The sequence below is a fragment of the Kitasatospora sp. NPDC087314 genome (assembly GCF_044744365.1).
Taxonomy (GTDB): Bacteria; Actinomycetota; Actinomycetes; order Streptomycetales; family Streptomycetaceae; genus Kitasatospora.
Window position 1 is genome coordinate 282601 of the sequence record NZ_JBIUYE010000001.1, and the last position, 25845, is coordinate 308445.

At 73.0% G+C, this 25845-nt stretch carries 25 protein-coding genes and 1 pseudogene; 12 read left to right on the top strand and 14 right to left on the bottom strand.

The window, feature by feature from the left end; translation table 11 throughout:
- Positions 1-27: 27 nt before the first annotated feature.
- Positions 28-810: an ABC transporter permease gene (locus ACIO5E_RS01315; RefSeq protein ID WP_400663380.1), complete on the top strand. Its 783-nt coding sequence runs from the start codon at positions 28-30 to the stop codon at positions 808-810.
- Between the two features lie 199 nt (positions 811-1009).
- Positions 1010-1600: a TMEM165/GDT1 family protein gene (locus ACIO5E_RS01320; RefSeq protein WP_400663383.1), complete on the top strand. Its 591-nt coding sequence runs from the start codon at positions 1010-1012 to the stop codon at positions 1598-1600.
- A 17-nt stretch (positions 1601-1617) separates the two neighbouring features.
- On the opposite strand, the gene ACIO5E_RS01325 is transcribed toward ACIO5E_RS01320, so the two are convergent.
- On the bottom strand, positions 1618-2751 hold the full coding sequence (locus tag ACIO5E_RS01325; protein WP_400662137.1) for a peptidoglycan-binding protein: 1134 nt from the start codon (positions 2749-2751) through the stop codon (positions 1618-1620).
- Positions 2752-3060: 309 nt separating this feature from the next.
- Between ACIO5E_RS01325 and ACIO5E_RS01330 the strand changes: the two genes are divergently transcribed.
- Positions 3061-5160 (top strand): MFS transporter, encoded by a 2100-nt coding sequence (locus tag ACIO5E_RS01330; RefSeq protein WP_400662139.1) that lies wholly within the window; start codon positions 3061-3063, stop codon positions 5158-5160.
- Between the two features lie 58 nt (positions 5161-5218).
- On the opposite strand, the gene ACIO5E_RS01335 is transcribed toward ACIO5E_RS01330, so the two are convergent.
- Together ACIO5E_RS01335 and ACIO5E_RS01340 are read right to left on the bottom strand one after the other, a co-directional pair.
- Positions 5219-6229 (bottom strand): S41 family peptidase, encoded by a 1011-nt coding sequence (locus ACIO5E_RS01335; protein WP_400662142.1) that lies wholly within the window; start codon positions 6227-6229, stop codon positions 5219-5221.
- A 38-nt stretch (positions 6230-6267) separates the two neighbouring features.
- Entirely contained in the window at positions 6268-6744 is a 477-nt protein-coding gene (locus ACIO5E_RS01340) for a MarR family winged helix-turn-helix transcriptional regulator (RefSeq protein WP_280685580.1), read from the bottom strand.
- A gap of 63 nt (positions 6745-6807) precedes the next feature.
- On the opposite strand from ACIO5E_RS01340, the gene ACIO5E_RS01345 reads away from it, so the two are divergent.
- Both ACIO5E_RS01345 and ACIO5E_RS01350 read left to right on the top strand, forming a co-directional pair.
- Positions 6808-7218 (top strand): cupin domain-containing protein, encoded by a 411-nt coding sequence (locus tag ACIO5E_RS01345; RefSeq protein ID WP_400662146.1) that lies wholly within the window; start codon positions 6808-6810, stop codon positions 7216-7218.
- Between the two features lie 87 nt (positions 7219-7305).
- Positions 7306-7632 carry an antibiotic biosynthesis monooxygenase gene (locus tag ACIO5E_RS01350; protein WP_280685582.1) on the top strand — a complete coding sequence of 109 codons (327 nt, stop codon included), beginning with the start codon at positions 7306-7308 and terminating at the stop codon, positions 7630-7632.
- 61 nt (positions 7633-7693) lie between these two features.
- Here the strand turns inward: ACIO5E_RS01350 and ACIO5E_RS01355 are convergent, their stop codons facing one another.
- Positions 7694-8407: a creatininase family protein gene (locus tag ACIO5E_RS01355; protein WP_400662149.1), complete on the bottom strand. Its 714-nt coding sequence runs from the start codon at positions 8405-8407 to the stop codon at positions 7694-7696.
- Positions 8408-8424: 17 nt separating this feature from the next.
- Positions 8425-9708 (bottom strand): hypothetical protein, encoded by a 1284-nt coding sequence (locus tag ACIO5E_RS01360; RefSeq protein WP_400662152.1) that lies wholly within the window; start codon positions 9706-9708, stop codon positions 8425-8427.
- A 168-nt stretch (positions 9709-9876) separates the two neighbouring features.
- Here ACIO5E_RS01360 and ACIO5E_RS01365 point away from each other — a divergent pair, with 168 nt between their 5' ends.
- The 3 genes and pseudogenes from ACIO5E_RS01365 to ACIO5E_RS01375 form a co-directional block, all read left to right on the top strand.
- Entirely contained in the window at positions 9877-10341 is a 465-nt protein-coding gene (locus ACIO5E_RS01365) for an ATP-binding protein (protein WP_400662155.1), read from the top strand.
- A 151-nt stretch (positions 10342-10492) separates the two neighbouring features.
- Complete coding sequence (locus ACIO5E_RS01370; protein ID WP_400662157.1) at positions 10493-10825, top strand: hypothetical protein; 333 nt, start codon at positions 10493-10495, stop codon at positions 10823-10825.
- A 199-nt stretch (positions 10826-11024) separates the two neighbouring features.
- Positions 11025-11222, top strand: a pseudogene (locus tag ACIO5E_RS01375) (antibiotic biosynthesis monooxygenase family protein); the annotation flags it as partial.
- 137 nt (positions 11223-11359) lie between these two features.
- Here the strand turns inward: ACIO5E_RS01375 and ACIO5E_RS01380 are convergent.
- The 5 genes from ACIO5E_RS01380 to ACIO5E_RS01400 form a co-directional block, all read right to left on the bottom strand.
- Positions 11360-12973, bottom strand: coding sequence for a DUF2079 domain-containing protein (locus tag ACIO5E_RS01380; RefSeq protein ID WP_400662160.1), 1614 nt, complete (start codon positions 12971-12973; stop codon positions 11360-11362).
- A 1-nt stretch (position 12974) separates the two neighbouring features.
- On the bottom strand, positions 12975-14180 hold the full coding sequence (locus ACIO5E_RS01385; RefSeq protein ID WP_400662163.1) for a glycosyltransferase 87 family protein: 1206 nt from the start codon (positions 14178-14180) through the stop codon (positions 12975-12977).
- 235 nt (positions 14181-14415) lie between these two features.
- Positions 14416-14607 (bottom strand): LysR family transcriptional regulator, encoded by a 192-nt coding sequence (locus ACIO5E_RS01390; protein WP_400662165.1) that lies wholly within the window; start codon positions 14605-14607, stop codon positions 14416-14418.
- Between the two features lie 145 nt (positions 14608-14752).
- Positions 14753-15712 (bottom strand): prolyl aminopeptidase, encoded by a 960-nt coding sequence (gene pip / locus ACIO5E_RS01395; protein ID WP_400662168.1) that lies wholly within the window; start codon positions 15710-15712, stop codon positions 14753-14755.
- Between the two features lie 113 nt (positions 15713-15825).
- Complete coding sequence (locus tag ACIO5E_RS01400) at positions 15826-16941, bottom strand: Rieske 2Fe-2S domain-containing protein (protein ID WP_400662170.1); 1116 nt, start codon at positions 16939-16941, stop codon at positions 15826-15828.
- 489 nt (positions 16942-17430) lie between these two features.
- Between ACIO5E_RS01400 and ACIO5E_RS01405 the strand changes: the two genes are divergently transcribed.
- From ACIO5E_RS01405 to ACIO5E_RS01420, 4 genes are all read left to right on the top strand, one after another.
- The gene (locus ACIO5E_RS01405) at positions 17431-17838 is read left to right on the top strand and encodes a YciI family protein (RefSeq protein ID WP_400662172.1); all 408 of its coding nucleotides are present in this window, start codon (positions 17431-17433) and stop codon (positions 17836-17838) included.
- Between the two features lie 8 nt (positions 17839-17846).
- On the top strand, positions 17847-18992 hold the full coding sequence (locus ACIO5E_RS01410; RefSeq protein ID WP_400663385.1) for an RNA polymerase sigma factor: 1146 nt from the start codon (positions 17847-17849) through the stop codon (positions 18990-18992).
- A gap of 333 nt (positions 18993-19325) precedes the next feature.
- A complete protein-coding gene (locus ACIO5E_RS01415; RefSeq protein ID WP_400662175.1) occupies positions 19326-20018 on the top strand; it encodes a DUF4232 domain-containing protein in 693 nt (230 codons plus the stop codon).
- A 313-nt stretch (positions 20019-20331) separates the two neighbouring features.
- Entirely contained in the window at positions 20332-21075 is a 744-nt protein-coding gene (locus tag ACIO5E_RS01420; protein WP_400662178.1) for a hypothetical protein, read from the top strand.
- A 150-nt stretch (positions 21076-21225) separates the two neighbouring features.
- Here the strand turns inward: ACIO5E_RS01420 and ACIO5E_RS01425 are convergent, their stop codons facing one another.
- From ACIO5E_RS01425 to ACIO5E_RS01440, 4 genes are all read right to left on the bottom strand, one after another.
- Positions 21226-22212, bottom strand: a complete 987-nt coding sequence (locus ACIO5E_RS01425; RefSeq protein ID WP_400662181.1) for an RICIN domain-containing protein — start codon at positions 22210-22212, stop codon at positions 21226-21228.
- A 64-nt stretch (positions 22213-22276) separates the two neighbouring features.
- Positions 22277-23110: an ECF transporter S component gene (locus ACIO5E_RS01430; protein ID WP_400662183.1), complete on the bottom strand. Its 834-nt coding sequence runs from the start codon at positions 23108-23110 to the stop codon at positions 22277-22279.
- Positions 23107-24708 carry an ABC transporter ATP-binding protein gene (locus ACIO5E_RS01435; protein ID WP_400662186.1) on the bottom strand — a complete coding sequence of 534 codons (1602 nt, stop codon included), beginning with the start codon at positions 24706-24708 and terminating at the stop codon, positions 23107-23109. Before ACIO5E_RS01435 ends, ACIO5E_RS01430 begins: the two co-directional genes overlap by 4 nt.
- On the bottom strand, positions 24705-25808 hold the full coding sequence (locus ACIO5E_RS01440; RefSeq protein ID WP_400662189.1) for a CbiQ family ECF transporter T component: 1104 nt from the start codon (positions 25806-25808) through the stop codon (positions 24705-24707). The genes ACIO5E_RS01435 and ACIO5E_RS01440 overlap by 4 nt, the downstream gene beginning before the upstream one ends.
- Positions 25809-25845: the final 37 nt, after the last annotated feature.

A 25845-nucleotide genomic window follows, 5' to 3' on the forward strand; every position in this document is an offset into this window, starting at 1 on the left:
CCCGGCACCGCAGGCGGTCCGACGCCGGTGCCGCTCGCCGCCTCGGGAAGCCAGCTGCTGCCGGTCACCCCCGTGCTCGGGGTGGTCGCCGCCGTCCTGCTGCTGGCCGCCGTCGCGGTGGCCGGGTGGGGCCTGCTCGGGCACGGGCACGCGGTGCTGCGGGCGGGGCTGCGCGCGGTGGTGCAGCTGGCCGTCGTCGCCGCGGTGATCGCCTGGGTGGTCGGCTCGCTCTGGTGGTCGGCGCTGTTCGTGCTGCTGATGTTCACGGTCGCGGTGCGCACCGCCGGGCGGCGGATGACCCCCGGCCCCGGCTGGGTCTGGGCCGCCGCCCCGATCGGCGCCGGGGTGCTGCCGGTGCTCGCCCTGCTGCTGGCCGTCGGACTGCTGCCGCTCAAGGGCCTGTCGGTCATCCCCGTCGCGGGCATCCTGATCGGCGGCGGGCTCACCGCCACCTCGCTGGCCGGGCGGCGCGCCCTCGACGAGCTGCGGCAGCGCCGGGGCGAGGTGGAGGCGGCGCTGGCGCTCGGCTTCGCGGAGCGCGACGCCCGGCTGGAGATCTGCCGCACGGCCGCCGCGACCTCGCTGGTGCCCGCGCTCGACCAGACCCGGACGGTCGGCCTGGTCACCCTGCCCGGCGCCTTCGTCGGCATGCTGCTCGGCGGTGCCACGCCCGTCCAGGCCGGGGCGGTGCAGTTGTTCGTGCTGGTCGGGCTGCTGGCGGTGGAGTCCGTGGCGATCGTGGTGGTGCTGGAGCTGGTCGGGCGGGGGCTGGTGACCGCCGGGGCGCCTGACGGCGTCGGGTACCCTTGAGCACGTTGAAGGGGAGTAGCCCTCCACCGGACCGTCGACATACTGGCCCCCACGGGCCCGGCGCCCGGGGCACCTGATCCGCAGGGGCGGTGCCGGCGAGACCTTCGGCCGCAGTGCTGTGACCATGACCAGTGCTGTCGGGCCGAAGCGTCCCCTGACGGAGCTGCGGAGGCCGGGCAGCCAGACCGAGGGAACCCCCCTGATGAGCTTGACCGTTGCCGCGTTGACCTTCGGCATCATCTTCCTGGCCGAACTGCCGGACAAGACCGCGCTGGCCAGCCTCGTGCTCGGCACCAAGTACCGCGCGAGCTACGTCTTCGCGGGCATCGCCGCCGCCTTCGCCCTCCAGGTCGGCATCGCGCTCGCCGCCGGGCACCTGCTCGCGCTGCTGCCGCACCGCTGGGTGGAGGGCGTGACCGGCGTGCTGTTCCTGGCCGGCGCGGCCATGCTGCTGTTCCACGGCGGGGGCGAGGAGGAGGACGGGCACGCCGCCAAGGAGCCGTCCTCGCCCAGCTTCTGGAAGGTGGCCGGGGCCAGCTTCGTGGTCGTCGCGGTCGCCGAGTTCGGCGACCTGACCCAGATCATGACCGCCAACCTGGCCGCCAAGTACACCGATCCGCTGGCCGTCGGCCTCGGCGCGTGGCTGGCGCTGTGCGCGGTCGGCGGGATCGCCATCGTGGGCGGGCAGAAGCTGCTCAAGCACGTGCCGATGAAGCTGATCATCCGGGTGGCGGCGGCGATCATGGTGCTGCTGGCGGGGATCAGCATCTTCCAGGCCGTCACCGGCTGAGCCCGGTCGGCGGATGCTCAGCAGCCCGGGTCGGCCTCCAGGACGGCCCGGGTCTTCGGGCCGTAGACGTTGGTCTCGCCCTTGATCCGGTTGCTGAGCTGGTAGTCCCTGAGCGCACTCTGGGTCCAGTAGTCGAAGGTGCCGGTGATGATCGACTTGTCGACGTATCCGCACTCGGCGGTCCACAGCCGCTGCTGCATGTCCTTGACGTCGGGCCCGGTCATCCCGAGCTGGAGCACCCTGGTGGTCGCGGTCGGCGTCGGCGTCGGGGTGGGGGTCGGGGTGGGGGTGGGCGTCGGTGTCGGGGCCTGGGTGGGCGTCGGGGTGGGAACGGGGACCGGGGCCGGGGGAGCGGCGACCGGGGCCTGGGTGGTCGGCCCCGGCACCGGGGTGGCGGTCTTCGTCGGGCTCGGCCGGCTGGTCCTGGTCGGCGTCGGGCTCGGCGCCTCGCTGGTCGGCGGCGGCGTGGTCGGGTCCGTCGGCGCGGGGGTGACCGGCTCCACGGGCGCGGGCGCCACGGTGGTGGGCAGCGGCTGCGCCTGCCGGGTGGCCGGGGCCGGCGAGGGCGTCACCGCGTACGCGATGCCGATGGTGAGCGCCACCAGGCCGGCGCCCACCCCGGCCAGCAGCAGCTTGTGCCGGGCGAGCGGGTTCCGCGCGGCCTGCTCGGCGGCCCTCCGCGCGGCCCGGCCGCCGACGGCCTCCGGCTCCGGCTCGGCGCCCGGCGTCGCGTGGTCGAAGGGGAAGAAGCCGAGGTCGTCGCCGGGCGGGGCCTGCGCCGCCGTCGCCGCCGCGTAGGCGCCCGGCCCGGAGGCGGGCACCGGCGGCAGCACGGTGGTGGCGTAGGCGTCGGCGTCCGGCCCCAGGGGCGGAACGGCCGGCGGGGGAGCGACGGGCGGCTGCGCGGCGGTGCGGGGCGGCTGCGCCGAGGCGACGGGGGGCAGCACGGTGGTCGCGAAGGGGTCCACCGGCGGGACGTCCGCCGGTGCCTCCTCGGCGACCTGGCCGACCGCCTGCGGCACGTACGGGCGCACCAGCGGCGGGCCCTCCAGGTGCGGGAGGACGGCCGTCTCGGTGAGGCTCGGGTCCGGGACGCAGCCGCACCCGGTGGAGCGTGCGGCGCCGCACGTCGGGCAGTGCTGGTCCGGCATCGGCCGGTCCTCCTCGGTTCTCGGGCGGTCTCCGTGGGTCCGGGGCGTTCCCGGGCTCACGATCGCGCCTGATTATGCAGGACGTCCCGGAGGGTGGACAGGGGCGTCCGGCGGCGGGTGGGGGTGTTGTGCCGGTTGGTGGCGGTTGGCTCCTGAGGAACGGACGGGATGCGGCGGACGTCCCCGGATGCTTACGTTCGGCTCAACCCGGCGGAACAAACCGGGGCATTTCTGACAGCATGGTGAGCTGGGAGTGATCATCCGCACGGCCTGCCGCACCGGCCGGGCCCGCGACCCTACGGAGACGCCATGACGGACCCTCCCCCAGCCTCTGGCCGGGAGTACCCCCACGCCGCGCCCGACCGGGGCCCGGCGGACGTGCCCGGGCCGCCGGAGGTCACCGTCCCCAGGCTCTGGGTGCCGATCGGCGCGCTGCTGCTGGCGATGCTGCTCGCCGCCCTGGACCAGACCATCGTCTCCACCGCGCTGCCCACCATCGTCAGCGACCTCGGGGGCCTGGAGCACCTCTCCTGGGTGGTCACCGCCTACCTGCTGGCCTCCACCGCCGCCACCCCGCTCTGGGGCAAGCTCGGCGACATGTACGGCCGGAAGCGCTTCTTCCAGGCCTCCATCGTGATCTTCCTGCTCGGCTCGGTGCTCTGCGGCATCGCCCAGAACATGGGCGAACTGATCGCCTTCCGCGCCCTGCAGGGCCTGGGCGGCGGCGGGCTGATGGTGCTCTCCCAGGCCATCGTCGGCGACCTCGTCGCACCGCGGGACCGCGGCAAGTACCAGGGCCTGTTCGGCGCCGTCTTCGGCGTGACCAGCGTCCTCGGACCGCTGCTCGGCGGGCTGTTCGTCGACCACCTCAGCTGGCGCTGGGTCTTCTACATCAACCTGCCGGTCGGTGCCGTCGCCCTGGTGGTGATCGCCGCGGTGCTGCACGGGCTGGAGGTCAGGCGCGAGCACCGGATCGACTACCTCGGCACCGCGCTGATCGCGGCCGTCGCCACCTGCCTGGTGCTGATGACCTCGCTCGGTGGCACCACGTGGGCCTGGACCTCCTGGCAGGTCGTCGGCCTGGGCGTGCTCGGCCTGGCACTGCTGCTCGCCTTCGTCGAGGTCGAGCGGACGGCCCGGGAGCCGGTGCTGCCGCTGCGGCTGTTCCGCTCGCGGACGTTCAGCCTGGTCGCGGTGATCTCCTTCGTGGTCGGCTTCGCGATGTTCGGCGCGCTCACCTACCTGCCGACCTTCCTCCAGGTCGTCATGCAGGTCACGCCCACCACGTCCGGCATCCACATGCTGCCGATGGTGCTCGGCATGCTGCTCACCTCGATCGGCTCCGGCCAGATCGTCGCCCGCACCGGCCACTACCGGATCTTCCCGATCGCCGGGACGGCCGTCACCACCGGCGGCCTGCTGCTGCTCTCCCGGCTGGACGAGCACAGCAGCACCGCCGAGATGAGCCTCTACTTCCTGGTCTTCGGCCTCGGGCTGGGGCTGGTGATGCAGGTGCTGGTGCTGATCGTGCAGAACTCGGTGGGCTACCAGGACCTCGGCGTCGCCACGGCCGGGGCCACCTTCTTCCGCTCCATCGGCGCCTCCTTCGGCGTCTCCGTCTTCGGCACCCTCTTCGCGAGCGGGCTGCGCGACCGGCTCGCCGACGCCCTGGTGGGAATTCCGCTGCCGCCCGGGTTCCACCCCGAGGTCATCACCTCCGACCCCCGCGTGATCACCCGGCTCCCGGCCGCCGCCCAGGCGGCCGTCCACCACGCGTACGCCGAGTCGATCACCCGGGTGTTCCTGTACGCGGTGCCCGTCGCGCTGGTCGCCTTCGTGCTGTCGCTGTTCCTGCGCGAGCAGAAGCTGCGCTCCACCGTCACCGCCCCGGACCTCAGCGAGTCCATCGGCCTCAACCCGGTCGAACGCTCCTCGCTGGACGAGATCGCCCGCTCCCTCTCCGTCCTGAGCAGCCGCGAAGCCCGGCGCGACCTCTTCCGACGGATCACCGCCACCGCCGGGCTCGACCTCAACCCCGCCTCGAGCTGGCTGCTCCTGCAGATCCACCAGCACGGCTCGGCCGAGCCGGCGGAACTCGCCGAGCGGCGGATCGTCCCGATCGCCGTCGTCGACGAGGCCGTCCGGGAGGTCGAGGGTCGGGGCCTCGCGGCCCGCTCCGGCGGCCTGCCGCTGCGGCTCACCGAAGCCGGGGAGGAGGTCGCGCTGAAGCTCGTCGCCGCCCGGCGCTCGCAACTCGCCGAACTGCTGGGCGACTGGGACGAGAAGCAGTCCACCGACCTCGCCGACCTGCTCACCCGCCTCAGCTCAGCCCTCTGCGCCGACCGGCGCGACCGCCCCGACCGGACCTGGCCCGAGCCGCCGTACCGCGGCGAGGGGCGGTCGTTCTAGCCGTCGTCCCGGGCTGGGGGGCCGCGTCGCGGGCCCGGCAGGTTCCGCCGAACAGCCCCTAGCCGCCGCAAGCCGCCTGCCGGGCAAGCCAGTCGGCGGCGGCGTCGAGGACCGGGTCGGAGCCCATGCGGGCGCCGACGGTCACGTCCGGGGCGATCGGCCCGGTGTGGATCCGGCCGGTGCGGTCCGCCTCGGCGGCGCCGGTGAGGAGGATGACGGCGCCGTCGGAGAGGCGGTGCGGCGCGTTGCCGGTCGGCACGCCGTAGGTGAGGTCGCCGAAACTGCGGGTGGCCGGGCGGCCGATGAAGGCGATGGCGACGGCCTCGCCCGCGCTGCCCGTCCCGCGTCCGGTGAGCACGGCGACCGGCGGGCCGGGGGAGGCCAGTGGGGTGGCGCCGTTGGTGGAGGCCAGCGGGGCGTCGTCCAGGTACGGCACGCCGTCGCGGATCGACCAGGCGCTCCGCCGGCCGTCCGCGGTGACGAAGCCGCCGACCGGGCCGTCGCCGAGGATCGGCGCCGCGACGGCGAGCGGCGGCCACATCCCGCCGCCGCTCTCGTCGCGCAGGTCCACCACCCAGCCGCAGGCGCCCGCCCGGTCGGTCTCGGTGACGGCGGCGCGGCCGCGGGCGACGTACTCGGTGTAGGTGCGCTCCGCGCCGTTCACCCGGGGAAGGGCCAGGTAGCCGATGCCGCCGGGGAGTTGGCGGGTCGTCGGCGCGTCGACGACCTCGGGGTCGGCGTCGACCTGGCCCGCCTGGTCGGGCGGGTAGAAGCGGCTGTGGTGGTCGCCGAGCGCGCCCACGGCGCCGCTGATCGCGGGGTAGGTGTCGGCCGGGGTGCGGGCCTCGGCGGCCTGGGTGAACGCCTGGGCGCGGACGTCCTTCCAGTTCACCTCGGCGGTGTTCAGGGACTGCTGCTGGAGGAGGTCGAGGGCGTCCGAGAGGTAGCCGCGCGCCTCGGGTGCGAGGCGCGCGCCCTCCGCCTGGGGCCCGGCGGAGCAGCCGGCCAGCAGCAGTGCGGCGATGGCGGTTGCTGCGGTGGCTGCGGCGATGGCCCGGCGCGGCCTCATGGGCTCCCCCTGCGGTTCGTACGGACCCTGATGGTGACTCACGGGCTCCCGAACCAGCGAGGGGTGTCGAGGCGGAACGGGTCGCCGGGAGCGAGCAGGCGCAGGGCCGTCTCCACCTCGCGCAGCCGCTCCTCGCCGAGGGTGGCGGACCACTCGGCGCGCAGCTCGTCGAAGATCCGGGCCGAGCGGACCAGGCAGTCCACGCCGCGGGCGGTCAGCCGGACCACTTTGCGGCGGGCGTCGGCCGGGTCGCTGCCGCGCTCGACGTAGCCGAGCTGCTCCAGGTTCTCGACGGTCTTGCCGGCGGCCTGCTTGGAGACGCCGAGGCGGCGGCCGAGTTCGACGGCGGTGGTGCCGTGCGGGCCGATCGCCTGGAAGACGAAGCCGTGCATCGGACGCAGGTCGGGGTGGCCCTCACGGGCGATGCGCTCGTGGAGCTCGTCGATGATCGTCCGGAAGGCGAGCAGGAGGCGCAGCGGGAGCTCGAAGCCGGGCGGGGCGGGTTCGCTTGACACGGATAGACAACCTCATTGACCATATAGACAACGCCATTGACCATCTTAAGGGGTTTCTCAACCATGCCCGTGATCCGCCACACCGACGCCCGTCGCATCGAGACGCCGAACGCCGTCATGACCACCTACGCCTCGCCCACCCAGGGCTCAACCGCCCTCGCCATGTGGAAGGTTGACATGGAGGCCGGCAAGAGCGGCCCGCTGCACGCGATGGACGTCGAGCAGATCTGGACGTTCGTCACCGGCTCCGCCACCGTCGAGCTGGCCGATGGCCCGGTGACGGTCGCGGCGGGCGACACCCTCGTCCTCCCGGCCGACGTCGCCCGCCAGATCACCACCGCCGACGGCTTCACCGCCGTCGTCGCCGGGCCGTCCCCCGCCCACGTCTACAACCCGGACGCCGTCACCCCGCCCGGTGCCTGCGGCCTCGCGCCGAAGGACGACGAGCGCCTCCTCCCGCCGTGGATCGCGTGACCCGTCGGGTGTGAGGTGTAGGACACTGCTGGCAGCAACCGAGCCGGCGGCCGTCCACGCGCCCCGGCAGACGAGGAGAGGTGCGGCATGTCCGTCGTCAAGATCAACGTACTGACGGTCCCGGCCGAGCAGCGCGAGGTGCTGGAGCAGCGCTTCGCCTCGCGGGCCGGCACGGTGGAGAACTCGGACGGCTTCGAGTGGTTCGAGCTCCTCCGTCCGGTCGAGGGCACCGACGACTACCTCGTCTACACCCGCTGGCGTGACGAGGCCTCCTTCCAGGCCTGGATGGAGGGCCCCATGAAGGCGGCGCACCAGGGCACCGGCGGAGGCGGCGAGCGGCCCAAGCCCGCCGCCTCCGGCTCCACCGTCTGGTCCTTCGACGTCGTCCAGCAGACCGGCCCCAAGGGCGCCTAGGGCGCTCTGCTGCTCTGTTTTTCGGGCCCTTCCCCTGACAGGGCGGGGCCCGAAGTGCTACTCAGCTGCCCGCGATGATCGAGAGGTGTGCGGCGGCAGCCTTGGACAGGCTGTCGAGGAGGGCTTGGCCCTTCTGCGCCGTTCCCAGGGAAGGCTGTCCGATGATGCCGTTCTTCGTGTAGCCGGCCATGCCGAGGGTGAGCAGGTGAGGGCGCCCGGGGGCGGAGTGGTCGTCCTGCTCGATGCCCTCGCGGATGAGCTCCGGGGCGCCGTGGAGGAGGAGCGACACCTCCAGCTCGCCGCCGTGCATGTCCTCGGCGCCGCTGCTCTCCAGCCCGGCGGCATCGCGGGCCTGGTGCCAGTCCTCGCGGACGGGGAAGAGGGCGACGCGCGGGCCGGAGGTGTTCGCCTCCTGGACGACGTTCGAGAGGACGTAGTTGCCACCATGGCCGTTGACGATGAGCAGGCCGGGAACGCCGGACGCCTGGAGCGACTTCCAGATGTCGTTGACGACGGCGTAGAGGGTGGCGGCGCTGATGCTGACGGTGCCCGGCATGTGGGCGTGCTCGTGCGAACAGGACACCGTGATGGGCGGCAGGAGGAACAGGTCGTAGTCGGCGGCGATCCGCTGGGCGATCAGGCTGGCGACAACGGTGTCGGTGGTGAGCGGCAGGTGGTCGCCGTGCTGCTCGAAGCTGCCGACCGGCAGCACGGCGATCTTGGCGCCGCGCTGGCGTTCGTCTGCGGAGGTGGCGGCCGTGATCAGTGCGTCCATGGTCCCACCCTCTCTCATTAACTTGTCGCAGGTCGAGAGGGCGCTGTTCCGCTCATCAGCTTCAAGCGGCCGGTGAAGGTGGCGACTTCGGTCACGCCGCTCCACCGCTGGAGGGCCCTGTCGGCGGCGGACAGCTCCGCCATCGTCCGCGCTGACTCGGTGTCGATGGCGATCGACAGCGCCCGGTCCGCCGCCGCGGCTGCCTGCTCCGGCTCGCCGGACACCGCGTAGGCGCGGGCCAGCCGGGAAAGGTACACACCCTGGTCGTTGCGGTAGACCGGAGGGAGCGTCCGGAGCTCGGCCTCGAACATGGCCACCGCCGTGTGCGGGTCCCCCAGTTCGAGCAGGCAGTTCGCTCGCTGCATCTCGATGTACGTCGGGGTGCAGTACGCCATGTCGAGCGCGTCGTCGCGGTGCTCGTCGTCCGGTGACGCGGCCAGTTCGTGGGCCTCGTCGAACTTGGCCTGGGCGAAGCGCTGATTGCCCATGAGCGCGTGCCCCTGGGCCTCCTGCTGCGCGGCCAGGGCCCGGATCCGTGGGGTTGCTCCGGGCGAGCGCTGGGCGGCGCGTGCGAGCCCGACCGCCTGTTGTGCGCTGCGGCGGGCCGTGGCCTGGTTGCTCTTCCTGAACAGGAGGTAGGCGGTCATGACATCGTCGCCGGACTCCTGCGCCCACTCCATGGCGCGGTCCGACCAGTACATGGCCTGCTCGAAGTCGCCCAAGTCCTGGTTCAACCAGCCCAGGAACTCGGCGGTCCGGGCGCCGATGGCGAGGATCTCGTCCCGGGCGCTCCCGCCGGTGGTCTGCTGGAGGCGGTCGAGCACCTGGACGTGTCGGGTGACCGAGTCGAGCGCGTAGCGGGAGCCCAGGAGATTGGCGGTCCTGTAGTGGCCAGGCATGAGGCCGCGGAGGTGGCTGACGAAGAACTCGGGGTCGAAGGGTGAGCCGGGCCTTGTGTCGGCAGGATGGGGCTCGACCGTACAGCGCCGAGCCTTTGTCGGCACGGCTGCTTGTTCCCAATCCCGGGTGGCCAGACCCAGCATGTGACCGGGAATGTGCAGCCCGTCTGCGATGCGTTCGACGAGATCGATCTTCTCGATCCGCCGCTTCCCCGCCATCACCTCACCGACGCGGCTCGGGGTCAGGTCACAGGCCCGCGCGATGAGCGAAGGGTAGATGCCAGCCAGCTTGAGCAGCCGGAACACAGCGGAGAAGTCCCGTTTCCGGCACGCCGTGATCATCTCAGGGTTGGCGAGCAGCCCTGATGGAAGCCGGTCCGGAACGCGAGCCTCGGTCACCATTGCCCCCGTTGTCGATCAGCCGTTCCTGTGCGGAAGTTGATTGATTGTGAGTTTACCCACACTGGGTATTCGGGCTGGGTACGTCGACCGCAGCGCCTCCCGGCAGCCTGGAATCACGGGCGGGAAAACCTGTTCCGGCCGCTGCCGGGCATCGGGAGGGTGGTGCACGTGATCAGCTCGGGAGAACCCCGGGACGACGCCGATTCCAATGAGCCGGACGCCGGGATAGCCGCGTTCGGGGCGATGCTCACCCGGCACCGTAAGTCCGCCGGTGCGGCCAGGGAACACCTGCGGAAGTTCCTTGCCGGGATGCCCGACGGCACGGCCCTCGCGGTGGACGGGCAGCTCGTGCTCACGGAGCTGGTGTCCAACGCCGTCGTCCACGGCAGGGTTTCGCCGGGTCGGGAGATCGCCGTCCGGTTCGAGATGATCTGCGGCCACCTCCGCATCGAGGTGCACGACGCAAGCAGCGAGAAGCCGGCGATCCAGCGGTCCACTGCGCCCGACGAGTTGTCGGGCCGGGGGCTGTTCCTGGTGGAGGCCTTGTCCGTGGAATGGGGCTGCGCGCCCCGCCCCGAAGGTGTCGGAAAGATCGTCTGGGCCTTGGTCGGCCCGGGAAGCGGTGTGAGATGAAGAACGGTCGGGTGTTCGGATCGGCGGCGACGCGATGCTTCTACTGCGGTGCGGGTCTGCGGAAGGCCGTGGCGCGGTACATCGTGGCCAACGGCCAGACGGCGGGCGTCCACATGTGGCACCCCCGTCGCGTGGGGGAGGTGTCGGCGCGATGAGGACGCTTCGAGACCACGACGGGACGGAGCCGATCTCCGTCAGCGGCGAGGCGGAAGCCGGGTCGTACCCGATCCCGGTGGTGGTTGAGGTCCGCGGAGTCACGGAAGCCGCACACTTCTCGCGGCTGCCGGACGCGCTTACCGCGCTCCTGGGATCGCTCCGGGCCCTCCCGCTCAGCACCGAACAGCAGGACTACTTCAGCGAGCTGTTCGGCCCCTCCGGGATGCAGAAGATCGGGTGCCGGCTGGCCACCTACGGCGAGGTACGGACGCTGGCGTTCGTTGGCCTGACTCCGTACCTGGTCCGGCTCTACCCGGTCGAGCGGTGACCGTCGGCGAACGGCTCCGGGTGGGGCATGACCGGCTGCTGACCTGGTGGCTCCTGAACGGCCAGTTCTCCTGGCCGGTACGGGCGTTCTCACCGAGGCGGCGCGCCGCGCATCGCGACGTCGCCGGATGGTGCGCCGATCCCGCGTTCATCGACGTCGCACGACTACGGCTGATGCGTCAGATCTGGCTGGAGCGGACCCGGTCGAGGGCACCGACGACTACCTCGTCTACACCCGCTGGCGTGACGAGGCCTCCTTCCAGGCCTGGATGGAGGGCCCCATGAAGGCGGCGCACCAGGGCACCGGCGGAGGCGGCGAGCGGCCCAAGCCCGCCGCCTCCGGCTCCACCGTCTGGTCCTTCGACGTCGTCCAGCAGACCGGCCCCAAGGGCGCCTAGGGCCTGGCCGGCCGCAGGCCGGACGGTCGGCCCTCTTCCTGCCCGGTGAAGGCGCGGTTCCCGGCGAAGGCCGGTGAACCCCTCCTCCACCGGGGCGGTTGAGGGCCCGACGCGTCCTCGCGACCGCGCGGGGCGCGTCAGCCGCGGAAGAGGTTGTGGCCCACGTCGGAGGGGACCAGGTCCTGGGTGGGCTTGCTGTCCGGGCCCGGGACGTGTTCGCCGGGGATGGTGGCGGTGCTCTCGCGGTGGAGGAGGGAGACGCCGTCCTCGGACCAGATCTGCCGGTACCCGTGGTCCAGGAGGAGCTGGATCCGCTCCGCCTGCTGCGTGTCCGTGGCGAAGGGGAACGAGCGCTTGTTGGAGCGGGTGAGCACGTACTCGCGTCCTCGTGGGGTCCCGTCCACCAGGACCACGTCCGTCCTGGCGGTCAGCCGCGGCGCGATCTGGTTGTCGGCCTCGACCGAGGCGCCGTCGGGGATGAGCGCGGCCGCCCGTACCAGGGCGGCCTCGCTCGGTTTGGGCTGCCAGGAGGACGGCACGGCGAGCTGCGCCAGTCCGAGCGGTACGGCGGCGACCAGTGCGCAGCCCGCCGTCGCCAGGCCCAGCGTGCGGGCCCGCCGAGCGGTCCGCTCGGCGGCGGTCAGCCTGCCCAGCACCTCGATGGCCGCCGTGAGCAGGATCGGCCAGAGCATGGAGTCGTAGTGGCGGGCGATCGACCAGTGGTTGGGGTTGCTGGAGAGGATCCGCTCGGCCAGGAGCGGGAGCGCGCACAGCACGGTCGCCGACCGCAGCGGCAGCAGGCACATGGTGCCGAAGAGCCAGAGCAGCAGCAGCGGCTTGAGCGGCTGGTCGAGGGCGGCCTGCACCAGGAGCAGCGGGTCGTGCAGCAGGTGGCGGACGGCATCGCCGCCATCGGAGCCGAGCTTGGCGTAGTTCCAGTAGTAGCCCGGCTCGCCGCCCATCGCCGGGATCAGCCACTTGATCGCCACCGCCGCGGCGAGCGGGCCGCCCAGCAGCAGGCCGAGGCCCGTGCGGCGGCCGGCGCGGTCGTCCGTACCGCGGGTGCGCAGCAGCAGCACCAGGCCGTACGCCCCGACCATGAGGCCGAGGTCTTCCTTGGTGCAGCAGAGCAGCACGGCGCTGAGGACCACGGTGCCGTACTTCCGCGCGAGGCCGCGCTCCAGCATCAGCAGGGTCAGCGGGACCGCGAAGGCGACCTCGTGGAACCCGACCCGGGAGGCGACCAGCAGCGGCCACCCGAGCGCGTAGACGAGGCCGGCGAGGTCGGCGGCCCGACGGGCGGCCTTCGGTTCCGCGGCGGCGAAGCAGTGGGCGGTGATCCGCCGGATCAGCGGTACGCCGACCGCGAAGAGCAGGGCCTGGCCGATGATCAGCGAGCGCGGGTCGTCCCAGATCCAGTACAGCGGCGCGAGGAGGGCCAGGACCGGGGAGAAGTGGTCGCCCAGCAGGGAGAAGCCCGGCGGGAACTCGTGGTGGTAGCTCTTCAACGACGAGACGGGCAGCCCGAAGTGGGCGTACCCGCGCACGCCCTGGTCGAAGATGCCGAGGTCGAAGCCGCCGAGCGACACGGACGTCCAGCCCTGCATGCCGATGGCGCACATGACGGCGAAGCAGAGGAGGCCGAGCAGCGCGGTGCGCCGGGCCGGTGTGCGCACGAGGGCCGGGGAGGGCTTGCGGACACCGGGTGCGGCGGTGGGCGGTGACGGTGCGGACGCGGTCTGGGTGGTCACGTCAGACCTGACTCGTCAGCGCGGCGTCGCGGTCGGTCCTGCTGCGCGGGAGGGACCAGCCGGTTCCGGATCCGGTGTCGGCCTGGCGCCGTGCGCGGTACAGCCGCAGCCCCACCACGGTGAGGACGGCGATGCCCAGGGGCGGGTAGATCGAGCCGGGCAGCTGCCAGTACCAGGCGACGCCGCGGCCCCACCGGTGGGGCGCCGTCCACATGGCGTGGGAGAGGAACACCGCCAGCGTCACGCCGAGCAGCACCTTGCGTGCCCTGGTCCTGGCCTCCACGACCAGCAGCGCGATCAGGGGGATGCACCAGACCCAGTGGTGGGTCCAGCTGATCGGCGAGACCAGCAGCGCGGTGAACGCGGCGCAGACCGCGCCCCAGGCGTCGGCCCGGCGCAGGATCCGGGCGGAGCGCCCGGCGAGGACGGCCACCGCGAGGCCGAGCGTCCCGACGATCGCGGAGGCGGCGAGCCCGACCAGGCCCGGGTCGTTGACGTCGAGCAGGCGGCAGATGGCCCCCCGGAGCGACTGGTTGTCCATGAGGACCGTGACGCCGACCCGGCTCGGGTCCCACAGGTAGTTCGTCCAGAACCCGTAGGAGGCGTCGGGCAGCGCGATCCAGCCGATCAGGCCGGCCGCCAGGAACGTGCCGCCCGAGACCATGGCGGCCCTGATCCGCCCGGTCAGCAGCAGGTACACGGAGAACAGGCCCGGGGTGATCTTGATGGCGGTGGCCAGGCCGATGCCCACGCCCTTGAAACGACTGCGGTCGGGCCGGGTCAGGTCCCACAGGACCAGGCACAGGATGGCGAGGTTGACCTGGCCGTACTGGAAGGTGGTGTACACCGGCTCCAGCCAGACGCTCAGGCCCGTCGCGAGCAGGACGGCGGCCGGACGGTGGCGGGCGGCGGGCCACCCGACCAGCCGGAGCGAGAGGTGGACGGCCAGGGCGAGCAGGGCGAGGTTGAGGAGCATCACCAGGACCCGCAGGGTGCTCACGTCGAACCAGGTGCTCGGCACGAAGAGCATCGCGGCGAAGGGCGGGTAGGTGGCCGGCAGGTCCCAGCCGGGCAGCCGCATCGCGTACAGGTCCTGGCCGTGGACGACTGCGGCGCCCTCGGCCCGGTACACGAGCATGTCGACCATGGTCGCCGGGTGGAAGAAGTGGCGCACGACGGCGAAAGCCGCCAGTGACACCCCTGCCACGACGGCCGCTACGATGGTCCAGGACTTCGATCTTGTGGGTGCCGGGGCGTCGGTGGACTCCTCCGTCTTTTCCTGCCGTGCCCACCGTGTAAGACCGAACTCCCGCACTGCGATGGCACCTCGTTGAGATAGACCAGATCGTTCCGTCGTCAGCGTCTGGGCCCACCCACCATAACCGACCCCTCTGAGGCCGACCGCGACTCGGTCCGGCCGCCGCCTCCGGCCCGGGGCCAGCTCAGGCCGGGGTGAGGGCCGTCCCGCGCGGGGCGGTGGGGGCCGTCCCGCGCGGGACCCGTTCGAACAGCTCGGTGCCCAGGCTCCGTTCCAGCGTGCGGATCTGCTCCGAGACGGAGGGCGGCGCGAGGCCGAGCGCCATGGCGGCGGCGGTGACGGTGCGGTGGACGACGACCGCCTCGAAGACGCGCAACTGACGAAAGTTCCACCGGCTCCCCCGAACGCCCTCGCGCTGCTCCGTGCTGTCCGTGCTGCTTCGTGCTGCGGGACAGCGTATAGAGGGGCCCGGAAGTAGCAATGTTTATCCCGGGGCCCCGCGCGTGGGCGTCCGCGGAGGGTCAGTGGTTCTTGAACTCCTCGATGGCCGTCCGCACCGTCTGGTGCGTCGTGGGGCTTCCGGCGTGTCCGGCGTCCTCGATGATGTGGAGTCGCGCGTCGGGCCAGGCCTTGGCGAGTTCCCACACGGCCTGGACCGGGCAGCCCATGTCGTGTCGGCCGTGCACCAGGACCGCCGGGATCCCGGCCAGTTTGTGGGCGTTGCGCAGGAGCTGGTCCTCCTCCAGCCAGGCGCCGTTGCTGAAGAAGTGGGCGCAGATCCGGACGAACGCGATCTGCTCGTCGACCTCCTGGTCGCTGTACATGCCGGGCACGCCGTTGGGCTCGGTGGAGACGACCGCGTCCTCCCAGGTGAGCCAGTCGGCGGCGGCCTTCTCCCGGACGGCCCGATCGGGGTTCTCCATCAGCCGCGCGTAGGCCGCGAGCAGGTCGCCGTCCCGCTCGGCGGCGGGGACGCCGTCGCGGAACCGGTCCCACGCCTCGGGCTGGAACCGCCCGGCGCCCCGGTAGAGCCAGTCGAGCCCCGTGCGGCTGCTCGTCATCACCGCCAGGAAGACGATCTCGGTGACCCGCTCGGGGTGCTGCTGCGCATAGGCCAGGGCGAGCGTGGTGCCCCAGGAGGCGCCGTTGAGCAACCACTTCTCGATGCCGAGGTGCTCGCGCAGCTGCTCCATGTCGTCGACCAGGTGCCAGGTGGTGTTCAGACTCATGTCCGCGGCAGGGTCACTGGCGTGCGGGGTACTGCGACCGCAGTTGCGCTGATCGAAACGGACGACGCGGTAGCGCTCGGGATCCCAGGCCCGCATCGGGCCCCGCGGCGCGCCCCCGCCCGGGCCGCCGTGGACGTGCACGGCGGGCTTGCCCTCGGGGTTGCCGTACTGCTCGTAGTAGATGCGGTTGCCGTCTCCGGTGTCGAGGAACCCGGTGTCGTAGGGATGGGTCGGAGCGTAGAGATCAACCATGACCGTCGAGCCTACGGAGCGATCGCGGTCGGGTTCCACTGGTTTCCGCCTCAAACTGTCGCATTGACAAGGGTATTGCGTCGAAGGGGCGGGCGGCGTGGAGGGCCGTGCGGTCACGGCTTGGTGGCTGCGCTCGGGGTGCTGTGGCCGTTCTGGTGCGCGGCGGTGGCCGGAGCGGGGAGGCGTTCCTGGTGGTCGTGGTCCTGCGGGTAGAACTGCCGGGCCCAGTGCCGCAGGGCGCCGATCGGGCCGTCGCCGGGAGCGAGTCGCGGCGGCGACAGGTACTTCTTGGTGGACCAGATCGGGAAGTCGGCCGCGGTGAACTCGCAGCTCCACTTGAACATCGGGCCCGACAGCAGCCGCGAGAGCGACCGGCTGACCGCCCTGCCGAGCGCGGGCGGCAGGGCGGCCGGCGGCGCGAAGGAGAACCGGCTCGCCTGCCGGAACTGCATCCGGCCGGGAGCGACCATGGTGGCCATCACCAGGGAGCACATCTCCAGTCCGAGGGCGGGCGTGCGCACGTCGCTGTGCAGGCAGCTGAGGCCGTAGCCGTCCACCTCGATCTCGACCTGGCGCCGGCCCAGGAGCGGGAACTCCTCCTGCACCCGCATCGAGACGTGGAACGTCACGCCGTCGAAGGCGACCGGTGCCGCCAACTCGCCCCGGGCCCAACCGTGGAGGGTGAGGAAGTGGCCCAGGTCCACGGCGTTCTCCATGACGTCCTGCGCATGGCCGGGCATCTCCCAGGCGGCGTGCCGCGGCGGCCGGTCGCCGAGGACGTGCCACGCCGGGATCTCCCAGTCCGGCTGCCGGCCGTCGTGATGGCGCCAGACGAAGACGGCGTCGTTCACCTCGCGCACCGGCAGCTGTGCCAGGGCGGCCTTCGGCGGCGTGGTGCCGTAACCGGTGCGCACGCACCTGCCGTCCGGGTCGAAGGCGAAGCGGTGGAAGGGGCAGACGAGGTCGTTCCCGTCGACCTCGGCGAGGCCGAGATGGGCCCCCAGGTGCGGGCAGTACGGGCGGGTCGCCCGGATGCGGCCGTTCCGCAGCCGGTACAGCACGACGTCCTCACCGGCCAGTTGACGGGTGAGCACCGTGCCGGGCTTCAGCTCGGCGCTGAAGGCGAGCGCGGACCAGCCGTCGGGGTAGGGCAGCCCCGGCGGCAGGGCGAGGTCGCCCGCGGTCGGACGGCTGCTGACGGAGTGGACCTGTTGTCCGAACGCGCGCAAGAGTTCTCCTTCTGCCCGGTGGCGGATCGAGTCGGCGGCGCAAGGGGAAATCGGGAAATGTGAAAATCAGACCAAAGGAAATTCCGTGGTTCTGCGCCAATCTGACGGGGCAATTTGTTTCCGGATGAAATGCGTCCCACATGCTAGTCACAGATGGAGAGGGGTTGCACGAACAATCAGGATGGCAAGGGGTAAATGTGATGATCCATTGGTTTGGCGGCGCCAGGCCGCCTTGTTCGGGTGACGCCGAACCCGCGCTACCGTCAGGGGGATGCCGAGCGACCACCCCACCCCCTCCGAACCGAACGCCGCCGCTCCCGGCATGCAGATCCGGCACCGTCCCGCGTGACGGCCCGGCGCGGGCGCACCCGGTGGTCGGCCGGAAAGAGCCGAGAAAAGTTCGGACGGCGTGTCGAGAACCCGCGCCCGGCTCCGTCCCCGTGGTGAACGCGACCACAATGGGTCGCACCAGTACCGAGGAGAACCACGATGGCCAAGTACCTGCTGCTCAAGCACTACCGCGGCGCTCCGGCCCCGGTCAACAACGTGCCCATGGACCAGTGGACGCCGGAGGAGATCTCGGCGCACATGCAGTACATGCACGACTTCGCGGCCCGGCTGGAGCGGACCGGCGAGTTCGTCGACGGTCTGGCGCTCGCCCCCGAGGGGGCGTGGGTCCGGTACGACGGTGAGGGGCGCCCGCCGGTCACCGACGGCCCGTTCGCCGAGACCAAGGACCTCATCGCCGGCTGGATGGTGATCGACGTCGACAGCTACGAGCGCGCGATCGAGCTGGCCGGGGAGCTGTCGGCCGCTCCCGGGGCCGGCGGGAGGCCGATCCACGAGTGGCTGGAGGTGCGCCCGTTCCTGGCCGCGCCGCCCACCATCACGGAGTGACCTCCCCGATGGACGAGGCCCTGCTCCGGAGCCTCACCCCGAGCGTGCTCACGATCCTCGTCCGCCGCGGAGCCGACTTCGCGGCGGCCGAGGACGCCGTCCAGGACGCGCTGGTCGAGGCGGTCCGGGTCTGGCCGGCCGACCGACCCCGGGACCCCAAGGGCTGGCTGGTCACCGTGGCCTGGCGCAAGTTCCTCGACGCGACCCGGGCGGACACCGCCCGCCGCCGGCGTGAGGACCGCGTCGACGAGGAGCCGGCGCCCGGGCCCGCACCCGCGGCGGACGACACGCTCCAGCTCTACTTCCTGTGCGCCCACCCGTCGTTGACGCCGTCGTCCGCGGTCGCGCTCACCCTGCGCGCCGTGGGCGGGCTGACCACCCGGCAGATCGCCCGGGCCTACCTGGTGCCCGAGGCGACCATGGCGCAGCGCATCAGCCGGGCCAAGCGCACCGTCTCCGGCGTGCGGTTCGACCGGCCCGGCGACGTCGCCACCGTGCTGCGCGTCCTCTACCTGGTCTTCAACGAGGGCTACTCCGGCGACGTCGACCTCGCCGCCGAGGCCATCCGGCTCACCCGGCAGCTCGCGGCCGCGATCGACCACCCCGAGGTGGCGGGGCTGCTCGCGCTCATGCTGCTCCACCACGCCCGGCGCGTCGGCCGGACCGCGCCCGACGGCAGCCTGGTGCCGCTCGCCGAGCAGGACCGCGGTCGGTGGGACACCGGGGCGATCGCCGATGGCGTCGGGATCCTTCAGGCGGCTCTCGCCCGCGACCGGCTGGGCGAGTTCCAGGCCCAGGCGGCCATCGCGGCACTCCACGCCGACGCGCCCACCGCCGAGGAGACCGACTGGGTGCAGATCGTCGAGTGGTACGACGAACTCGTGCGCCTGACCGCCAGCCCGGTGGTCCGGCTCAACCGCGCGGTGGCCGTCGGCGAGGCCGACGGACCGCGCGCCGGGCTGGCGGCGCTCGCGGGACTGGACGACGCACTGCCCCGGTACGCCGCGGTGGCGGCGTACCTCCACGAGCGCGACGGCGACCTGGCGACGGCGGCACGGCTCTACGCGGAGGCGGCCCTGAAGGCGCCCAACCTCGCCGAGCGCGACCACCTGACGCGCCAGGCCGCCCGGCTCAACGCCCGCCGGTCTCGCTGAGGGGCGCGGCCGGTCCCGTGCTGCTCGGCGAACCGTTCGCCTGAGCACGAGTCAAGATCCTCCGGGTCACGGGTCTGTCCCAGCGGGCGACGGCCGCGAACAGGTGCGGAACGGTGGCGGGAACCGCCGTCCCGGCTGGCCGGCGGCGCATCCCGGCGGGGTGCGCCCGGTGGTGGCGGGTGTGGTCCCCTGCTGTGTGTGTAACAGCACTGTATTGGGGGGTGGTTGGGCGGAACGGTTCGCCGGGCGGGTGGGTCCTGGTGATCAGAAACGCCCGCTCGTACCGACCCGTACCGAGCGCCCGGCACCGGCAACCGATACTGAGGAAGAACGATGCGCGTTTACAAGCTCCCCTTCGCAGCCCTGGCCGTTGCCGCGAGCCTCTCGTTGACGGCCTGTCAGAACGACAACGGTGGCACGGGGCAGAACAAGCCGTCGTCCGCGTCCACCGCGCCCACCGCATCGTCCGCGTCCACCGCGTCGTCCGCGCCCACCCCGCCCGCCGCGCCTGCCACGTCCACCTCGGGCGGCGGGTCGGGCCCCGGTGGGACGGTCTCCGGCGGGACGGGTACGGCTGCTGGGACCAGCTCCACCGACAACGGCAAGGGCGGCAAGTGCCGCACCGACGACCTGGAGATCACGGCGGTGGAGCGCACGATCGACGGCGACACCGACGGCACCGTCGTGGTGGAGCTGAAGAACCACAGTGGCCGGGACTGCGCGATCTCCGGGTACGCGGGCGTCGACCTGAAGACCAATGCGGGGTCGCTGTCCGCGAAGCGCTCCGGTGAGCCGGTCGTTCCGGGCGTCGTCAAGAACGGGAAGTCGACGTTCTTCGGTATCAGCTACCCGCTCAACAAGTCCGGCGGCTCCGGTGTCCGCGTCACGGGGCTGGTGGTGACCCCGCCGGACGAGACGAAGTCGGTCACCCTTCCCTGGCCGGGTGCCGGCACGCTGCCCGCCACGAGCGGCGCCGGCTCCCCGGTGAAGGTCGGCCCGATGGGAAGCGCCGGTCAGGGCGAGTGACCCGCACGTCCTGGACGTCTGCCGTCGAAGTGGTCCCGGGCGCCGCACATCCAGATGATGGATCCGCGTGGCCGGAGCCCCCGCCGGGTAGCTCACGGAACCTCAGCACGGCTGCCGGACAGGCCAGTTGACCGGGACGGCCGCCCACGGGCGGGGCCTCGCCCGGACCGGCCCGGCCCGGCCCGCGCGGGCGGCCGGTCGTTCAGGTGAAGTTCCCGGGCGGCAGCCGGGGACACCGGGCGCCCTGGGGAAGCCTCGTGTGTGACGGCCGCTCGTTCGGAGCGGCCGCACCGGACCACGGAGACCTCCCCCCATGCGTCTGTCCCCACGCTCCGCCGCCCTCGCCGGCGCCGCCCTGTCCGTCGCCGCCCTGGTCGGCCCGGCTCCCGTCGCCACCGCCGGCACCGCTCCGCCGCCCCCGGCAGGCCGGTACCTGAACCTGCACCAGTGCGTCTACCACGGCCCCTTCCTGCCGACCAGCTTCGACCTCATGACCACCCTGGTCCCGAGCAGGGACGGACGGTTCAGCGCCGGGACGAACGTCTCCGACACCCCCGTCCCCGCCGCCGTGTGCGGTCCGGGGGACGGGAACTACGAGCCCAGCGTCTACACGGCCGCCGAAGGCTACGACCGGACGGCCGGGCGCTACCTGAACCTGCACCAGTGCGTCTACTGGCGCGACTTCGACCAGGACCACCTCACCACGGTGGTCGGGACCACGGACGCCAAGTTCGTCGCCGGCACCAACGTCTCCAACTCCCGTGACACCGCCCCGATCTGCGGCGGCGGAGGCGCCGACCTCCCCATCCCCCTGCTGTCGAGCGCCACGCCGCTGGACCTGACCGCCGGACGGTACCTGAACCTGCACCAGTGCATGTACTACTACGACGGCTTCCGCGACCACTTCACGACCTTCGCCCCGAGCGGAGACGGGCGGTTCAGGGCCGGGACGAACATCTCCGACACCCCTGACACCCAGCCGTCCTGCGGCGCCGGGGACGGTCGGTTCAAGCTCATCCCGGTGCTCTCGGGCGTCAAAGCCCTCCCCTTGGGCTGAGGCCCGCGGACCTCGCTCCTCACCGCCCCGCCCCGGCCCGCCGAGGGCGGCCCGCCAGGTGCCGGACGGGCCGCGCCGCCACGAGTGCCCCGGGCGGGACACCATGTGCGGGCGGCCCGTCGCGGTCGCGGGGCGGCTGCGCGGTGAGTGTCAGACGGTGTCGCGGACCTTGAGGTAGCCGTTCTCGACGAGGAACTTCTGGTTCGGGTTGCCGGCGCCGCACTGGTAGATGAAGGCGTTGTCGCCGTTGTTGCGAGTAGTGCCGACGTCCAGGCACATCTCCTGATCGCTGCCCGCCGTCGACTGCAGGACGAAGGAGCCCTGGCGCAGCAGCCAGGTCTGGTTGGCGATGGCGGCCCGGGAGTACTCGCAGGCCCAGATGCGGACGTTGTCCCCGTTGAAGCCGGTGTTGTCGGCGTCGAGGCACATCTCCTGCCCGGAGCCCACGGTGCCGGCGACCTTGACCCGGCCGTCGTCGAGGACGAAGCGCTGGTTGGTGTGGTCCAGGCACTGCCAGATGCGGACGTTGTCGGCGTTGAACCGGGTGTTGCCCACGTCCAGACACATCCCGGTCGGGATCCGGGGCGGGGTGGCGACGTCGAGGGTCCCGTTGTCGATCGTGTAGACGGTGCCGTTGTTGGGGTCGGTGTAGCGGAAGCTGCCGTTGCCGCGCGGGAGCGTGGTGTCGGCGGGCGCCGTGGCATCGACGGTGACCTGCGGCAGGAAGCGGAAGTATCCGTTGGACGGCCAGCCGCTGCGGCTCCCGTTGAGGCCGTAGCCCTCGCAGGTCAGGGTGCGGTTCCCGGTGCCGAGCGCGCAGTTGCGCAGGCCGACGTTGTTGGTGCCCCAGGAGGAGCCGTCGCCGCTGTACTGGGTGGGGACGGTGGCCTGCGGGGCGAAGGTGGTGTTGCCGGGTGCGGTGAAGACGGCGGTCATGCCGGAGGGTGGGAGGAGGCCGGGGCCGCCGGTGTTCTGGTACGTCCACGGCACGGCGGCGGTCTGGCCGGGGGCGATGGTCACGGTGGTGGGCACGTCGCGGCCGATGAAGGTGACGGCGGCGGCGGGGGACGCGAGGGCGACGGCGAGGGTGAGGGTCGTCGCGGCGACGACCGTGCTGCGGGCGAGGGTTCTGATCACGGTCGAGATGATCGTGGACGCATCGGGCCGTCGGCGGTGCGCGGCGCGGCCGGGGCACGGGGGTTCACCCGCTCGGCGGTTGGAAGGTCACGGGTGCGTCGAAGGCGGCCCGGCGGGTGGTGCGGCGCAGCGCCCGCAGGACGGGGGTGCCGAGGGTGAGGCAGAGGACGACGGTGAGGGCTGCGCGGGGGAGGTCCCACCCGAGGGACGTGGTGAGGCAGTAGGCGGCGAAGCGCACCAGGTTGGCGGGCAGCGGGTCCCCGGGGACGAAGGAGAGGGAACCGGACAGGCCCGCGATGTACGGCCAGCCCTGGAGGTTCATGATCGTGCCGTAGAGGACGGCCGACAGCGCGCCGTACCCGGCCAGCAGGGCGAGTTCGCGCCGGCCGCGCAGACCCGCCGCGCCCGGGAGCAGGCCCGCGCCGAGGCAGACCCAGCCCATGGCGAGCATCTGGAACGGCAGCCACGGCCCGACGCCGCCGGTCAGCAGCGCGGAGGCGAACATCGACAGCGCGCCGAGGACGAAGCCGAAGCCCGGGCCGAGCACCCGCCCCGACAGCACCATCAGGAAGAACATCGGCTCCAGGCCCGCCGTGCCCGCGCCGAGCGGCCGCAGCGCCGCGCCCGCCGCCGCCAGCACCCCGAGCAGGGCGACGGACTTGGCGTCCAGCCCGGGTGCGCCGCCGCCCGCCGTACGGCCCTCGGAGATCTGGGCGATGACGACGGCGAGCAGCAGGGGCAGCAGCAGCGCGAACAGCCAGGGGGCGTCGGTGGCGTGGCCTACCAGGGCGGACTTGGTGGAGGCGAGCAGCGGCCAGCCGAAGGCGGCGACGCCGACCAGCGAGACCAGCAGCAGGGCCGCCCGGGAACGGCGGCCGAGGGGGACGGGGCGGCTCATGCGCTCAGTGCCTCCGCGACCTGGTGGACGGTGAGCCACGGGCCGGGCGCGAGCACCTTGGCGACCTGCGGGGCGAAGGCGGGGGAGGAGACCACCACCTCCGCCGTCGGGCCGTCGGCGACGATCTCGCCCTCGGCCAGGATCACCGTGCGGTGCGCGAGTTCGGCGGCGAGCTCGACGTCGTGGGTGGCCAGCAGGACGGCGTGGCCCTCGGCGGCGAGGTCGCGCAGGATCTCCACCAGCCGGGCCTTGGCGGCGTAGTCCAGGCCGCGGGTCGGCTCGTCGAGCAGCAGCAGCGGGGGCCGGGCGGTGAGCACGACGGCCAGGGCCAGGGTGAGCCGCTGGCCTTCGGAGAGGTCGCGCGGGTGGGCGGTGTCGGCGATGCCGGGCAGCAGCCGTTCGACCAGGGCGCGGCAGGTGCCGGGGGCGGCGCCCGCGTCGGTGTCGGCGGCGGCGCACTCGGCGGTGACGCTCTCGCCGTAGAGGAGGTCGCGCGGGTCCTGGGGGACGAGGCCGACCTCGCGGATCAGTTCGGCCGGGCGGGTGCGGTGCGGAGTGCGGCCGCCGACCGTCACGGCGCCGGAGGCGGGGGTGTGCAGGCCGACCAGGCTGCCCAGCAGGGTGGACTTGCCGGCGCCGTTGCGGCCCATCAGGGCGGTGATCCCGCCGGGGCGCAGCACCAGGTCGACACCGCGCAGGGCCTGGACGGGACCGCGCCGGACGGCGAGGCGGGCGACGGTGGCGATCGGTGCGCCCGTCGGGTCGGGGGCGGCGTCCGGGCGGCGGCCGTCGAGGCGTTCCCGCAGCCCGGCGGCCTTGCGGCGGGCGTCACGGACGGACAGCGGCAGCGGCCGCCAGCCGGCGAGCCGGCCGAGGCCGACCACCGGCGGGTGCACCGGCGAGTGCGCCATCACCTCGGCCGGTTCGCCGAGGACGGGCGCGGCTCCCGGGGTCAGCAGCAGCACCTGGTCGGCGTACTGGACGACCCGCTCCAGCCGGTGCTCGGCCATCAGCACGGTGGTGCCGAGGTCGTGCACCAGCCGCTGCAGGACGGCCAGCACCTCCTCCGCGGCGCCCGGGTCGAGCGCCGAGGTGGGCTCGTCCAGGACCAGCACGCGCGGGTGCACGGTGAGCACCGAGCCGATCGCGACGCGCTGCTGCTGGCCGCCGGAGAGCGAGGTGAGGGCGCGGTCGCGCAGGTCGGCGAGGCCGAGCAGGTCCAGGGTCTCCTCGACCCGGCGCCGCATCACGTCGGCGGGCAGGCCCAGCGACTCCATGCCGTAGGCGAGTTCGTCCTCCACGGTGTCGGTGACGAAGTGCGCCAGCGGGTCCTGCCCCACCGTGCCGACCAGGTCGGCGAGTTCACGCGGCCGGTGCTCGCGGGTGTCCCGGCCGCCGACGGTCACCCGGCCGTGCAGGGTGCCGCCGGTGAAGTGCGGGACGAGCCCGCTCACCGCGCCCAGCAGGGTGGACTTGCCGGAGCCCGACGGGCCGACCAGCAGGCAGAGTTCGCCCTCGGGGACGGTCAGGTCGACGCCCTCGACGGCGGGTGCGGCGGCGTCCGCGTACCGGACGGAGACCTGCTCGAAGGTGATCACGAAGCCCTCCGGGGCGGGGTCGGGGCGGCGAACGCCGGTATCAGGCCGAGCAGGACGGCCAGGACGGCGGCCAGTGGCAGCACGGGGACGGTCGGCGGGACGACGGTGGGGGCGAAGGCGGCCGGATCCTGCGTGGAGAGGTAGCTGACCAGTCCGGCGACGGCGGCCCCCGAACCGACGGTCAGCCACTCGGGCAGCGCCCAGGGGTCCGGCCGGTAGCGTGTTCTGACGGACCGTCGGCTGCCGAGCCGCAGCCCGGCGAAGGCGGCGGCCAGGCCCAGCAGCAGCACCGGCGGCGCCCAGCCGGCGCCGCCGGCGGTCAGCAGCCCGTACGCGGCCAGGCAGATCCCGAGCAGGCCGGCCAGGGTGAGCGCGGCCGTCGCCCGGGCGAGCCGGCGCGGGACGTCGGCGGTGCGGCCGAACCCGCGGGTGTCCATCGCGGCGGCCAGCGCGATGGAGCGCTCCAACGCGCCCTCCAGGACGGGGAGGCCGACGCTCAGCACGGCGGCGACGCCCTTGTCCGTACGGCCGCGCAGACGGCGGGCGGCGCGCAGGCGGCGGACGTCCGCGACCAGGTTCGGCGCGAAGGTCATCGCCACCACCACCGCCACGCCCGCCTCGTAGAGTGCGCCGGGCAGGGCGCGCAGCAGCCGGGCCGGGCTGGCCAGCGCGTTCGCGGCGCCCACGCAGACCAGCAGGGTGGCCAGGCGCAGCCCGTCGTACAGTGCCGCGAGCAGGCCCTCGACGGTCACCCGGCCGCCGATCCGTACCCCCTGCGCCCAGGTGGGGAGCGGCACTTCGGGCAGCGTGAACAGCACGTGCGTGCCCGGGATCGGCGACCCGAGCAGGACGGCGAACACCAGCCGGATGCCCAGCACCAGCAGGCCCAGCCGCAGGAACGCCCCGTACGAACGCGACCAGGGCGCGTCGCCGCGCCGGGCCGCGACCACGTACCCGGCGACGGCGGCGAGCAGCAGCAGGATCGCCGGATTGGTGCTGCGGGTCGCCGCCGCGCCCAGCCCGAGCGCCCACAACCACCAGGCCCCGGGGTGCAGTTGGCGGGGGCCGGTGGGCGGGCGGGTGCTCCGGGCGGTGCGCATGGATCAGTCCAGGTGGGTGTTCTGGGGCTCGGTCTTC

Bases quoted from the DNA above. Each gene is read 5' to 3' on its own strand.
- ACIO5E_RS01325 (WP_400662137.1), bottom strand. From the start codon at position 2,751: ATGCCGGACCAGCACTGCCCGACGTGCGGCGCCGCACGCTCCACCGGG.
- ACIO5E_RS01330 (WP_400662139.1), top strand. From the start codon at position 3,061: ATGACGGACCCTCCCCCAGCCTCTGGCCGGGAGTACCCCCACGCCGCG.
- ACIO5E_RS01335 (WP_400662142.1), bottom strand. From the start codon at position 6,229: ATGAGGCCGCGCCGGGCCATCGCCGCAGCCACCGCAGCAACCGCCATC.
- ACIO5E_RS01345 (WP_400662146.1), top strand. From the start codon at position 6,808: ATGCCCGTGATCCGCCACACCGACGCCCGTCGCATCGAGACGCCGAAC.
- ACIO5E_RS01350 (WP_280685582.1), top strand. From the start codon at position 7,306: ATGTCCGTCGTCAAGATCAACGTACTGACGGTCCCGGCCGAGCAGCGC.
- ACIO5E_RS01355 (WP_400662149.1), bottom strand. From the start codon at position 8,407: ATGGACGCACTGATCACGGCCGCCACCTCCGCAGACGAACGCCAGCGC.
- ACIO5E_RS01360 (WP_400662152.1), bottom strand. From the start codon at position 9,708: ATGGTGACCGAGGCTCGCGTTCCGGACCGGCTTCCATCAGGGCTGCTC.
- ACIO5E_RS01370 (WP_400662157.1), top strand. From the start codon at position 10,493: ATGAGGACGCTTCGAGACCACGACGGGACGGAGCCGATCTCCGTCAGC.
- pip (WP_400662168.1), bottom strand. From the start codon at position 15,712: ATGGTTGATCTCTACGCTCCGACCCATCCCTACGACACCGGGTTCCTC.
- ACIO5E_RS01405 (WP_400662172.1), top strand. From the start codon at position 17,431: ATGGCCAAGTACCTGCTGCTCAAGCACTACCGCGGCGCTCCGGCCCCG.
- ACIO5E_RS01410 (WP_400663385.1), top strand. From the start codon at position 17,847: ATGGACGAGGCCCTGCTCCGGAGCCTCACCCCGAGCGTGCTCACGATC.
- ACIO5E_RS01415 (WP_400662175.1), top strand. From the start codon at position 19,326: ATGCGCGTTTACAAGCTCCCCTTCGCAGCCCTGGCCGTTGCCGCGAGC.
- ACIO5E_RS01420 (WP_400662178.1), top strand. From the start codon at position 20,332: ATGCGTCTGTCCCCACGCTCCGCCGCCCTCGCCGGCGCCGCCCTGTCC.
- ACIO5E_RS01430 (WP_400662183.1), bottom strand. From the start codon at position 23,110: ATGAGCCGCCCCGTCCCCCTCGGCCGCCGTTCCCGGGCGGCCCTGCTG.
- ACIO5E_RS01440 (WP_400662189.1), bottom strand. From the start codon at position 25,808: ATGCGCACCGCCCGGAGCACCCGCCCGCCCACCGGCCCCCGCCAACTG.